This is a genomic window from candidate division KSB1 bacterium (assembly GCA_022566355.1).
Taxonomy (GTDB): domain Bacteria; phylum Zhuqueibacterota; class JdFR-76; order JdFR-76; family DREG01; genus JADFJB01.
On sequence record JADFJB010000034.1, the window covers coordinates 1 to 13,585 of the forward strand.

Genomic DNA, 13,585 nt, shown 5'->3' on the forward strand with positions numbered 1-13,585 from the left:
CAGAGGCAAAAAGTAACAAAGGCACAAAGGAACAAAGAACCAGAGGCACAAAGTAACAAAGGCACAAAGTATTGAAAAAAAAAGAAGGAAATAAGGTAATAATTCAGCCTCGAAATCCCTAAGACTCAAAGGATGACGGAAAGAGAAACAAAAAAGGTAAAAAATAAAAGGTAAAAGGTAAAAGGTAAAAGGTAAAAGGTAAAAGGTGAAAAGTAAAAAGTGAAAGGTATAAGTAAAAGAAAAGACAAAAGACAAAATTGAAGGACGGCGCTTGGATGTATTTGTTGAGATCTTATTGATTTATAATACAAACTTGGAGTCTTTCAGTCTTGGTGGCAATATTTATGAATAATGCAGGCCTAATTAATTAAAACAATATAAACGAGGCAACTTTGTGAAAATCTATACTTCAAAAGTGGAATCACCTTTTGGCATTATTTATTTGGCATCCTCTGATGATGGCCTGGTTCAAATTGGATTATCAACAGAGGAGAAATTCTTGGTTGAATTGAATAAACAATATCCTATGTCACAAATTGAAGAAAATAATGCTAACAACCAATTGGCATTGCAACAGCTCAAGGATTATTTTTTTGGAAAACGAAATAAGTTTTCTATTCCGTTTAAATTGTCAGGGACTGAATTTCAAAAGAAAGTATGGAATGAATTGTTAAAAATCCCTTACGGCCAAACGATTACCTATGGAGAAATCGCCAAAAATATTGGCAATCCGAAAGCGGTAAGAGCGGTAGGATTGGCGAACAACCGGAATCCTGTCGCAATTATTGTCCCATGCCATCGAGTTATAGGTGCAAACGGGAAATTAGTAGGGTATGGTGGTGGTTTGGATATGAAGGAAAGTTTGCTTAAGTTGGAGGGAGCTTTGTTAGCCTAATAGTACTAACTTAAGGATTCATCAATAGTTTTAGGAGATATAATTAGATGGATACTTTAAAACAAGAAGCGCTTGCAGCTATCTCAAAATTACCTGAAAGCGCTGAAATCGATGATATAATGTACCGAATTTATGTTATTGATAAAGTAAGAAAAGCAAAGAAATCTATCAATGATGGCGATTCGTTAAGTATTGAAGATCTTAAAAAAGAAATAGAATCATGGTGATATGGTCTTTCCCTGCAAAAGAGGACTTAAAGATTATTCATGATTACATTGCGAAAGATTCTAAAGTCTACGCAAAAAAAGTAGTTGAAAGGATTGTTGAAACTACAGAAAAGCTAAATGAATTTCCAAAAATTGGTAGAATGGTTCCTGAGATTGATAGTCATAATGTGAGAGAGCTACTCATCTATTCCTATCGATTATTTACGAAATAGCCCAAAATAGAATTGAGATTCTTACTATTGTTCATAGTAAAAGAGATTTCTCTTCTGGAATTCTTAAAAATTAAATAAAATGCTTACAATTAAAACTTTAACCGGAGAAATAATGCAATATGGCATAGTCAAAAATTGGGATTCATCACGGGGGTATGGATTCATTGTCACGGATGATGATGAAGATATATTTGTGAACATAATTGATCTCGACATCACAATAAAGAAAAGAGGACTTCTAGAAGGTGACCGAGTCTCTTTTGATGTTCGCAGTGATTTGAAAGGGGAAAAAGCCATAAATGTGCGGATAGCCCATTGAGACAATTTTGGAGGATCATTGCCTGAATTACCTGAAGTTGAAACGGTACGCCAGGGTTTAATTCAGGCAGTATTGAATAGAAAGATTAAGGATGTTGAAATCTTTCAACCGCAATTACGGTTTCCAGTCCCGGTTGAGAAATTGCAGAGGGACATCATTGGTTGTGAAATTCGATCTATCCAAAGAAGAGGCAAATATTTAATACTCGAATTGAGTAATAATTTATCGATTATTGTCCATTTGGGTATGAGTGGACGATTATTTGTAACCTCTCATAACAGCAAAATAGATAAACACGACCATGTCATCATTAGCCTTGAAGGAGGAGAACATTTACGATTTCGAGATCCCCGTAGGTTTGGAATGATCGATGTTTATCCTTCTGATGATTTGGAGAATCATGCCAGGTTAAAGGAACTCGGCGTCGAGCCTTTAACATCTGGCTTTGAAATAAATTATTGTTTTAATAAAGTAAAAAATTCCCAAAGACCCATCAAAAATATGTTAATGGATGCGTCCTTTGTGGTCGGTTTGGGAAACATCTACACAAGCGAAGCGCTTTACAAAGCAAAAATTCATCCCGGTCGAGCATCAAATTCACTGACTAAGAAGCATTGGAAATTGTTGATTGCTTCTATTCAATCTGTTCTTAAAGAAGCCATTTCCCAGGGTGGAACTACACTACAAGATGAAGGATTTAAAAATGTTTTGGGATCCGGCGGCATGTTCCAGCTAAAACTAAAAGTTTATGGAAAAGAAGGTGAGCCCTGTGAAATCTGTGGCCATCCGATTACCAGGTTGGTTCAGCAAGGAAGGAGTAGCTTTTTATGTAAAATCTGTCAAAGGTAAGTTTATTCAGATCAAAGAATTAATCCAACACACGCTTGATCCGGTTTTATAAATTTGAACGATGAACTTTTTAATATCATTGCTGTTTAACGTTTTAATATGGAGGAGACAACAATTAACAGAGTCCTGATTTGTTTTGTTTTATTGGTTTGTATTTTCAATCAAAATTGTTCAGACATGCAATATGTAAGATACCTGTTACAAGGCAGGCTGATCACTTCAATTGAAAATCAAATGACAGAAATTAACCTTGATGCTCAACCAAGGTTTGCAGACGCTTTTGATATCGACCATGACGGGGATGATGATTTGGTAATAATCGACGATCATGACGTGCTCCTTATTTACAAGAATGTTGCTTCCGGCAGGCTCTCCACACCGCCCTATGAAATTGTCGTTGAAGAGGGCGCCCAACGAATCGCACATGGAGATTTCGACAATGATGGATCGGTTGACATGGCAGTTTCAAACCAATATTCGGATGACATAGCCATACTATTCAATGGGGAAGGTGGAGATTTTTTCGAAGTTTATTATAATGAAGTTGGAATTGAGCCTTTTGCGATCAGTGCCGGAGACCTGAACAACGATGGCAAAATCGATTTATTGGTATCTCACCTTAGTAATAATTCAAGCATTAGTATTCTGGTGGGACAAGGGGATGGTAATTTTAATATCAAAAAAATGATAGAAGTTGGTCAGATTCCATACGATATCGCAATGATTGATTTAGACAATAATGGTTTCCTGGATATTTTATCGGTTAATTTCGATTCAAATGATCTTTCCGTTTTCCTCAATGTCGGTGATTTCTTGTTCCATACTGAAAAAGTATATCCAATTTCGGGTAATCCGTTCAATTTGACGGCGGTCAATTTTAATCATGACGATTTTCCTGATGTTGCGGTTACTTTGTTTGATGTTGATTCTCTTGCCATCTTAATCAATAACGGTAAAGGAGAATTTGACGAAATACTCAAATTTAATACAGGCAAGTCACCATTATCCTTGGCAGCAGCCGATTTCGATGGAAATGGTTGGGAAGATATTGTTGTTGCAAATTCTGAAGAGGATTCACTATCATTTTATTTCAATGACTCAGACTATCTTGAACAATTCAAAGTAGGTTTGGAGGATAATTTTAAAGCAACAATGGTAAAAATTTGTAATTTTAACCAGAATGGTTATCCTGATTTAGTCTTAACTTATTTTGATAATCAGAAAGTTAGAATCTATTATGACGTTTTTCAGTGGAGAAAGTGGAGATAATGAAATTAAGAAATTCTAACTTATAACTAATGTTTAAAGAAAAAATATACTATTTTTGACAAGTTCTTTTTAATGATATATATTAAAGGACAAAAGTTGAATTGGATTTTTCATGAAGTATAAAACTAAACTAACATTACTTTTCCTTTTCATTTGCTCGTCCAATAATGTTGCTCAACAGAAGTCTACATGGGAAGTTATTCAAGATAAAATTTTAACACCCAACTGTACGAGTTGTCATGTTGCAGGATCTTCTTTTGCCATTCAATCGGGGTTGGTTTTAACCAAGGATGTTGCTTATAAAAATATAGCAAATGGTACGCCTAACAATGAAGCAGCGAGGGGCGATGGATTATTACTGGTGGGAAATAAAGGGCTCGAAAGTCTTTATAAAAGCTATTTGTGGGAAAAAATTGATGCTCCCGATCAAGAACATTTTTTTTCGGATCATCCGTATTATGGCTCTCTTATGCCTTTGGGGGCGCCACCCCTTACCAATGGACAATTGAAATTTATGAAAGAATGGATACTTGCCGGAATCCCCGAAACCGGAATTGTGGCAGATGAATCCATTCTTGAAGATACTAGTAGATTTGAAATTCCTGAGTTTCAACCACTGCTTCCACCTGAACACGGCGTGCAACTTCATCTTGGCCCTTTCGACGTTCAACCCAATTTTGAAAGAGAATTTTTTTATTACCTCCCGCTGAATAATAAAGAGGAGATTTTTATAAATCGTGTAGAAATAAATATGCGGCGAGGAAGCCATCATTTCATTGCATATCAATTTAATTCTGAAATTCCTGATTATTTAATCCCCCAGGCGAATGTTATTCGAGATATTCGTAACAGTGACGGAAGCTATAATATTTTAAATTTATTAGCCACGCCATTTCATACTTTTGTTACTGGTACGCAGTGGCCAAACTTGAATTATCATTTACCCCCGGGGGTAGCCTTAAGGCTACCGGCCAATATCGGATTGGATTTAAATCTACATTATGTAAATAGAACCGATGAGATTATGCAAGGTGAAATATATACAAATTTACACTTTGTAGAACCTAAGGATGTTGTTCATGAAGCAAAGACACTCAATCTTGGGAAATTTGATATAGAACTTCCACCTCATCAAGTAACTACTTTAACTAAAGTATTTACATTTTGGGAGACCAGATATATCTTCCAGCTATTCTCTCATGCACATGAACATATGACAGAATTTCGAGTTGAGATTGATGGAGGTCCAAGGAATGGAGATCTTGTCTATATCACTTACGATTGGGAACACCCGCCTATTCTGGAATTAGATCCCCCGTTAGTCATAGAAGAAGGCCAGGGTCTAAAACTAATCACAACGTATAATAATTGGACAGATCGTACTTTAAATTTTGGCTTGCGTAGCGATGATGAAATGATGATTCTTTTTGGCGGATATTACTTGAAAACGGCCACGAGTGTTGAAGATAATGGGCGAGTTAACCAGCCTGAAGTTTTTACCTTGGAGCAGAATTATCCAAACCCATTTAATCCACAAACCACGATTAGTTACAAGTTACCTCAACAAACTCACGTCAATTTGGCTATTTATGATATAACAGGAAGAATAGTTGAACAATTACTTGATGATACTCAACCTGCAGGAGTCCATCAAATTATTTGGAACGCGAATGGCGCTCCCTCCGGTATGTATATTGTTAGAATCAAAACGGATAGTTTTCAGTCTATGCGGAAAATGCTGTATTTGAAGTAAGTCAATTTATTATCACCTCAATTTATTCAAACCTCGAAACTAATCCTCATTCATTTCGTATTTTTTGAATCAATTTATCATAACTATTCACTAGATAGGCTGTAGCTTTTTAGGCTGTAGTAGGAACCGCGGTTTCAGTTCCGTCCAATCCCAACGCTTCGGGATAGAAGCATGTACGAGAGAAAGTCAGGTTGAATATCTTCGTCCCAGATGGCCGGGATCGCTTTTGGATCGTTAAATGAATTATATTATCAGTTTAGCCTTGCCAAACGGTTGGGATACTTCAAAGAGTATGAAAGAGCGAATATTAACGAGTCGAAAATTGCAGAAACTGAAAATATCCTAGGCACTTTGATTAGAACAATGCGCAAAACCTAACAACCTTATAGCCTATAGCCTACAGTCTAAACACCTGAATAGTTACAATTTTGTCTTCAATCACTTATCGCCTTGGTTGTTCTTGACTTTAAGATCACGAAAAGGTAATTTGACAATAAGCACTTTATTTAAGATTTAATTCACGGAAATGATAAGACCGGTATAAATTCCTTTCTGAAAGAATTTATAAAATTTTGAATCCATAACAAAAACTTCGGGAGGCTTATGTTAAAATCAAACTTAATTTATAGATTAAGTTGCGCTCTGATCTTCAGTGCAAGTTGTGTTTTTGCCCAACAGGCAACGCTGGAAAAACAACCGGTACTTTTTGCGGAACCATTGAGTCCACGAATTGCCAATTATGATATTGACGTCAAACTGGACACGGAAACCCGAATTCTTACGGGAAAACAAACTCTGGTTTGGCACAATACCTCAAATGACCAGATTGACGAGTTGCAATTTCACCTGTATCTTAATGCATTCCGCAATAATCAATCTACTTTTATGCAGGAATCCGGCGGCACACATCGTGGTAACGTGATTGATGATGACGGCTGGGGGTTTATGGAAGTGGAAAAAATCACAACCGCTGATGGCGAAGATTTGACTTCAGGCTTGGAATTCATTCATCCTGATGATAATTATTTAGACGATAAAACTGCTGCAAGGGTACCGCTTTCAAAATCCATCCCTCCAGGAGGATCGATCGTCGTGACCATTGACTTTAAAGCCAAATTACCTAGCCCTCCGTTTGCCCGTACCGGGGCAAAGGATGAGTATTTTTTTGTTGGGCAATGGTTTCCCAAAATAGCGGTATATACTGAAGATGGCTGGAATAATCATCAATTTCATGCCAATTCAGAATTTTTTGCGGATTACGGTGTTTATAATGTCAAAATTACTGTTCCTGAAGAGAATGTGGTAGGTGCGACGGGTCTGGAAGTAGACCTGGTCAATAACGGCGATGGTACAGCGACCCACTATTTCCATGCAGAGGATGTGCATGATTTTGCCTGGACCACAAGCCCGGAATTTGTAGAATTTACCGGCAAGGCGCAAGATGTTGACATTCGTGTTCTCATGCAGCCGGATCATGCTTACCAGGGTGAACGACATTTAGCTGCTACGATAGCATCTGTTGAATATTTTCAAAATTGGTATGGTGATTATCCATTCCCGAATTTAACGGTAATCGATCCCAGGCGAGGAGCGGAAGGCTCCGGTGGCATGGAGTATCCAACTTTAATAACTGCCATGACACAATATGGTTTGCCTGAAGGGATAAGAGTTGTTGAGATGGTTATCGTCCATGAATTTGGTCATAATTTTTGGTATCACTTGTTGGCTTCAAATGAATTTGAAGAAAGCTGGATGGATGAGGGGATCAATACCTACACAGAAATTCAAATTATGGATGCGGAATATGCCAAAGAAGGACGAGGTGGAATGATTGATTTTCTCGGTATCAAAATCAATGATGTCCAGTTGCAGCGTGGTCAATATCTTTTTGGCGCTGATCTGGATCCGGTTGTGAAAAAGGCCTGGGATTTTTACAATAACACAAGTTATGGCATCAATTCGTACGCAAAACCTGGCGTCATTTTAACCACTCTGCAGAATTATATCGGTACAGAAAAAATGAAAGAAGTGATGCAGGCCTATGTCCATCGCTGGCGCTTTAAACATCCGAAATCACAGGATTTCTTTGATGTCGTGAATGATGTAGCCGGACAGGATTTTACCTGGTTTTTTGACCAGGCGTTCTATTCCAGGAAACAAATCGATTACAGCGTAGCAAACGTTTTTTCACGGGAGATTCGAGAAAAGACAGGATTTGATTTTTCTATTTCAACTGATGAAATGGATACAGATTTAACAATTAGTACTTCCGATTCAACTTCAGAATTTATCCTGGAAGAAGCCGAACCTATGGAGGGTGACTCTGTTGAATCCGTCGAAGAAGAGGACAGCCCCAAAATGTTTTACAACGAAGTAAGAGTTCGGCGTTTAGGCGACTTTGTGTTTCCAGTTGAGATCCAAATCGTATTCGATAACGGTGATACTTTAGTTGAAAATTGGGATGGCAAGGACTTATGGAAAAAATATAAATATACAAGACCAAACAAGCTGGTTTCGGCAACAGTCGATCCGGGACAAAAAATAATTCTCGATGTTAATTTTACCAATAATAGCCGGTTGGTTGATAACCGGTCGATTGGGATTAATAAACTGTCGATCCGTTGGATGTTCTGGATGCAATTTTTAATCGACCAACCGGATTTCATAAACTTGTTGTCGGCATTTAACGAGGTGTTTTAATCAGTTCAATTTTGATGGAATCGGTAGACGAGAGTTCCGAACGAAGAATTTAAAATAGAGGAAGAAAAATGGTAGGAACAGCTTTGAAAACTGGCTTTTCAAACATGTGGACAAACAAACGCATGTTGATCGTTTTTTATTTAAGCAATTTATTTTTTGGAATGATTCTGATGCTGCCGTTTCGTGGGGCACTTTCGAATTATATCGGTAACAGCAAAATGGGTGAGATCCTGGCAGGGCGATTGGACATGGATTTCGTGTTGGAATTCATCCAGAATATTGATTCTGTGATGGGTTTATTTGGGTCGCTAGTTCCTTTGGTGCCGATCCTTTTTTGGTTATTCCTGATATTCCTTTCCGGCGGCGCATTTGCCGTGTTTGCAAGCGGAGAAAAATATACACCTGTTGCTTTCTGGGGCGGTTGTGCACAATATTTTGGCCGGTTTATTCGGTTGGTTTTGTGGAGTTTGCTGTTCGGTGTGTTATTCTTCCTTTTACAGCTCTTGGTCTCTCTAGTTAGAAAATTATTTGGCGATGATCCTTACCAGAACATAACCTATTGGCTAGGATGGGTAACGGTTGGCGTGCGTTACATCAGTATTATTTTATTTGGAATATTGTTGGATTATGCCAGAATTCATGCTGTCACAACAGGAGATCGCAGAATGCGAGTCTCGGTTTGGTATGCTTTTAAGTTCATGTTCAGGAATTTTGTCAAAACCTTCAGTCTTGCTCTATTCTTGTTTGTTATCGGCGCTATGGTTTTGGTGATTTATAATCTTATATCCGACAGTTTATCGGCTCCGAGTGCTTTGGTCATTCTTTTGTTATTCGTTTTTCAACAGCTTTATATGGTTTTTAGAATGATGATGAGGTTGACCTTTTATTCAAGTCAGACGAATCTATTTCAGAGCTTAAGTGAAGACAAGATTACGGTAACTGAGACTTCGGAAGGTGAGATTGGTATAGAAGGTGCGCCGGCGTAGATGTTTTTCTAATTCTTAAAATAGGGCTATGCAAAGAATAAGTTTTTTAAAGGAATAAAATAATTCTTATGAAGTAAATCAGTCAAATAATCAAGCGATCTAATTTATTTAATATATTTTTCCATAGCTGTTTTCTCGAACTTTGTTATTATTTTTGTTATTGCTTAACTAAATATAAAACAATAGCTTGTAAAAGAAAACAGCTTTTTTTTTATGAATTATCCAGGTTAATTTAATTAATATAGAAATTCATTTAGTTATTCTTAATCATACATCATGTGCATGATTCTTTGATGGTCCTTTGATGGTTTTTTTTGGAGTGCGTCAACCGTGTTGATGCACAAGTTTGAATCATGTCGCAATCCATCGAGCCAAATCAATAATTCCAGATCTATTCAAAAATCATCTTCTACCTTGATCTTGTCAAAAGGATAATTTCTAACAAGTTCTCTAACAGCATCTTCATTCTCACGGAATCGATAATAATAGCTGCCAAACTCCCATTTTACTGGGTCATCTATCAGAAAGTGTTTCACAGGATTAAACCAGGTATAATTTATCCTCGCAAAATAAGATCGTTCGTAAGTTAAACAGGTATCCCAGTAATTATACCATATCCTCTTTTTCTGTTCTAAATCCGGAAAAGTTTTCCTAAGTTTTAAAGTAGTAAACCTGTGGATATCCCTGATAATTTTAGGCAAATCAACAGCGTTTTCTGGAGAATTGACAATCAAATGATAATGATTGTCTAGAATAACCCAATCTTCAAGATGCCAATCGCCTTTGGAGAATCCTTTTATAATTGATTCTAACAGGATTTGTTTTGCGAACTTTGTCGAGAAATGGTGTAATTTTTGGTATGTGCTTGCTGTTATGAAGTATTTTGCATTTGGGATGAACAAATGTGGAGGATTGTGTTGATAGGTTTTGTAGATAATTTTTTGATTGGTTGTCATGATGTTTTATGCTTAAAAGCGCATCAACACGGTTGATGCATTCCATATGAATTTAATTATTAATTTTGTAATAACTTATTTAAACAAGGCCCCTCTTAGAAAATCATCCCGTTTTTACTTGTTCATAATCCAATTAGGCTAACTAAATAACGAATATAAAATAGAAAAAAATCCCCTCAGATGAGGGGATTTTTGGTTAAAATATGAAGTCCGGATTTATATTACTCAGCTGGCACAACTTCCATCGCTGTTTTACCTTTTTGTTTCGAAAGATAGAGAGCAGTAATCTTCTTGAAGTAAAGGCGCAAGTCATCAAAAAGTGTATATGCCCAAGGCACTGCAATTAATGTCAAGAGGGTTGAGGTAAGCAATCCACCTATGATAACTCTGCCCATGGGTGCATACGGAATTCCGATCATTTGTGCATTACCAACCGCCATTGGCAGCAACCCGCCAATCGTTGTGAAAGCCGTCATTAATATGGGGCGAAATCGCTGTTTTCCAGCTTCGATAATTGCATCGTACCGGCTGTAGCCTTCTGTACGAAGTCTATTCACGAGATCGATTATAACGATGGCGTTGTTAACGACAATGCCAACTAGAATGACAAATCCGATTACACTCATAATGTCCATTGTTGTGTTTGTTATAAATAATAACCAGAAAGCACCGACAAAGGCAAATGGGATAGACACAAGCACAGAAAGTGGTAAAACAAACGATTCAAACAAAATGCCCATCAAAAGGAAAACAAAGATTACTGCCAGCATTAATGCAAAAGACTGGCTTTCGTTGGTTTGCTGCATACGGTCAAAGCGCTGCCCTTTGCTCCAGGAATATCCATAGGGCATTTCAAAACCCGCCATTACTTTATCTACTTTTCCAAATAAAGATTTCATATCATCCTGGGTAGAATTGGCTTTGATTCGTAGAAAGGTTTTGCCATTTTCACGTTGAATTTCGCCGAATCCTTTCTTCATAGTGAATGTTGCGATGGCATCTAATGGAATCTCTTTACCTGATCGAGAGAAAAATGTCATATTTTTTAACTGAGAAAGATTCTTACGATCTTCTTTACGGAGTTGGATATGGACATCAATTTCTTTATCTTTAGTTTGATACTTAGGAAGTGGAATTCCCCGCAAAGCATATTGCACGGTTCCGGAAATCGTAGCTGGTGAAATGCCATATTTTGCTGCCTGGTCTCGTTTTATGAATAAATGAATCTCATCACTGCCATTTTCGCGATCGGTTTCGAGACTGATGATTTCATCGATGGTGCTTAATCTCCGTTCTACTTCCTTGGCTAAATCGGATAATGTATTGGTATCGTCACCAAAAAGAAGGATTGAAAGAGATGCATCATCTCCGGCTTGTTGCCGCCAGGATGTGCGAACCGTGATTCCCGGGAAGTCGGGAATTCTTTTCATAATATCTTCCAACACATCCTTCCTTTCCATTACACCGCCAGGAAGGTTGCCAAATTGTTTACTAATATTATCATAAACCACTTCATACCAATCTCTTCTTGGCTGAGGTTTAAGAAAAACCCGCATCATACCAAAATTATGGCTATGACGGGCGTCGATTGTCATGACCCCGTAAATATCACGTTTGACATTAATGGTATCCTCAATGGTTCCAAATACCCGGTCTGCATCTTCAATGGTGTAATTATCCGGCATTTCAAAATAAAGCCGAATATCGTTAATGTTACCGTTTGAATCCGTACTTTTGATATTGCTTATTGCATACGGCAAAGAAGCCATAACAAAGAGAAGGATCACACCCATTTCCAGACGATGGGTAACACTCCAGCTTAACATTCTCTGGTAAATCGCGTTGGCCTTTGTGATCACTTTAGCTTCTTTCACTTCTTTTTTGCTGGTAATCCGGGTAGCAGCGAGAGGAATAAATATCATTGCGATAAATAGTGATGCAATTAATGAAATGACAACAGGAAAACCGATACGGAACATATAGAACTGAAAACCCGTGTCGTCATTCATTAAGATTAAAGGCAAGAAAACCACTACAGTCGTCATCGTTGCCATGGTAATCGCTAGAGCCACTTCGCTTGAACCAAATAATGAGGATTCCTTTTTTGATGCTCCTTGCGATCTCTTTCGATAAATATTTTCCAGCACAACGATAGAATTATCGACTACCATACCAATAGAAATCATTAACCCCATCATGGTGATTAAGTTCAGAGTCCAGCCCATAAAATATAAGACTGTCATAGTAACCAGCACTGTCAGAGGAATTGCGATCGTTATAATAACTGTCATGCGAAATCGTCGGAGGAAAAAGTAAAGTATAAAGAAAGCAAAAAGTCCGCCCCACATTCCTGTGGTTAATAGGTTGTCGATGGATTCCTGAATGAATTTGCCCTGGTTAAACAAGATATCTATTTCCAAGCCCGCAAGTTTGGGATCTGCTTTAAAAGTTTCTTCAAACATCTTTTTAAGGTTATTGCAAAGTTCAACAGTATTGGCTGTTGATTCTTTAAAAACGCCCACGCTAATTCCTCTTTTGCCATTGATGGTCTGCCGCCATCTCCTCTCAGGAACATCATATTTAATTTCAGCAATGTCCTTTAGTTTTAAATTTGCACCACGAATCGGCAGATTTTTGAGCTGGTCCAGATCACTAAATTTCCCAACGGAGCGGACAAATATCTTCTGGTTGCCTTCGGTCACATAACCGCTTGCTAATGAAAAATTGTCATTTCTTAACTGTTGAATCGTTTCATAGAGATTAATATTGTAACTTCTAACTTTATCCTGGTTTATGTAAATCAGAATGGATTTTTCTTCGGCACCCCAAATTTCTACCTTTGCGACTCCATCGACTCGCTCCAGGGGTTTTTTCATCACTTGTTCGATCAAAAGATATGGATCTTCAAAGTGTTGGTTTTGTGCCATAGCAACCCAAAAAACAGGGTCGTCATCGTCAGTAAATTTACGTAAATAGATCCTTTCTATATCATCTGGCAGCTCAGCTCTAACCCGATCCATACGGTCCCGAAGCTGGGCATAAGCCACATCCATATCTGTGTTTTGTCTAAACTCAATAAAAGTCCAACAACCATTGCTGCTGCTGCTTGTATTTACCCGCCGCACACCATTGATGGTTCGGCATTGTTCTTCGATGGGTTTGGCAATCTGCTCCTCAACTTCTTGTGGATTCGAGTTAGGGTAGGGCGTATAAACACCCAAAAATGGCGGAATAAAACCTTGTGGTAATAGCTCGACTGGGATTTGTGTAAACGAAATAAATCCCACAACTAATACTGCAAGAAGTGTCATCAAAACTGTTACAGGGCGGTTTATGGAAAAACGCGGAAACAAGCTGCCTTTGAGTTTGGACATGGTTCTCTTCCTTACATACTGATGATCAAACCAATTTAATTATTA

Annotated in this window: 11 protein-coding genes and 1 pseudogene; 10 read left to right on the forward strand and 2 right to left on the reverse strand. The window is 37.8% G+C overall.

Features of this window, described 5'->3' with window-relative positions; genetic code table 11:
- Nucleotides 1–400 precede the first annotated feature (400 nt).
- From IIC38_07920 to IIC38_07965, 10 genes and pseudogenes are all read left to right on the forward strand, one after another.
- Nucleotides 401–895: a methylated-DNA--[protein]-cysteine S-methyltransferase gene (locus IIC38_07920; protein MCH8125872.1), complete on the forward strand. Its 495-nt coding sequence runs from the start codon at nt 401–403 to the stop codon at nt 893–895.
- Between the two features lie 47 nt (nt 896–942).
- Complete coding sequence (locus IIC38_07925) at nt 943–1,122, forward strand: hypothetical protein (GenBank protein MCH8125873.1); 180 nt, start codon at nt 943–945, stop codon at nt 1,120–1,122.
- Nucleotides 1,116–1,408 (forward strand): annotated as a pseudogene (locus tag IIC38_07930) (type II toxin-antitoxin system RelE/ParE family toxin). The gene IIC38_07925 and the pseudogene IIC38_07930 overlap by 7 nt, the downstream one beginning before the upstream one ends.
- Before the next feature lie 38 nt (nt 1,409–1,446).
- Nucleotides 1,447–1,653 (forward strand): cold shock domain-containing protein, encoded by a 207-nt coding sequence (locus tag IIC38_07935; protein ID MCH8125874.1) that lies wholly within the window; start codon nt 1,447–1,449, stop codon nt 1,651–1,653.
- An 18-nt stretch (nt 1,654–1,671) separates the two neighbouring features.
- Nucleotides 1,672–2,502 (forward strand): bifunctional DNA-formamidopyrimidine glycosylase/DNA-(apurinic or apyrimidinic site) lyase, encoded by an 831-nt coding sequence (gene mutM, locus IIC38_07940; GenBank protein MCH8125875.1) that lies wholly within the window; start codon nt 1,672–1,674, stop codon nt 2,500–2,502.
- Between the two features lie 234 nt (nt 2,503–2,736).
- Nucleotides 2,737–3,771 (forward strand): VCBS repeat-containing protein, encoded by a 1,035-nt coding sequence (locus IIC38_07945; GenBank protein ID MCH8125876.1) that lies wholly within the window; start codon nt 2,737–2,739, stop codon nt 3,769–3,771.
- Between the two features lie 112 nt (nt 3,772–3,883).
- Entirely contained in the window at nt 3,884–5,524 is a 1,641-nt protein-coding gene (locus tag IIC38_07950) for a T9SS type A sorting domain-containing protein (GenBank protein ID MCH8125877.1), read from the forward strand.
- A 210-nt stretch (nt 5,525–5,734) separates the two neighbouring features.
- Nucleotides 5,735–5,902, forward strand: coding sequence for a four helix bundle protein (locus IIC38_07955; GenBank protein MCH8125878.1), 168 nt, complete (start codon nt 5,735–5,737; stop codon nt 5,900–5,902).
- 225 nt (nt 5,903–6,127) lie between these two features.
- Nucleotides 6,128–8,224 (forward strand): M1 family metallopeptidase, encoded by a 2,097-nt coding sequence (locus tag IIC38_07960; protein ID MCH8125879.1) that lies wholly within the window; start codon nt 6,128–6,130, stop codon nt 8,222–8,224.
- A 68-nt stretch (nt 8,225–8,292) separates the two neighbouring features.
- Entirely contained in the window at nt 8,293–9,210 is a 918-nt protein-coding gene (locus IIC38_07965) for a hypothetical protein (GenBank protein ID MCH8125880.1), read from the forward strand.
- 395 nt (nt 9,211–9,605) lie between these two features.
- Here the strand turns inward: IIC38_07965 and IIC38_07970 are convergent, their stop codons facing one another.
- Together IIC38_07970 and IIC38_07975 are read right to left on the reverse strand one after the other, a co-directional pair.
- Nucleotides 9,606–10,166, reverse strand: coding sequence for a transposase (locus tag IIC38_07970; protein MCH8125881.1), 561 nt, complete (start codon nt 10,164–10,166; stop codon nt 9,606–9,608).
- Between the two features lie 221 nt (nt 10,167–10,387).
- Nucleotides 10,388–13,540: an efflux RND transporter permease subunit gene (locus IIC38_07975; GenBank protein MCH8125882.1), complete on the reverse strand. Its 3,153-nt coding sequence runs from the start codon at nt 13,538–13,540 to the stop codon at nt 10,388–10,390.
- Nucleotides 13,541–13,585 lie beyond the last annotated feature (45 nt).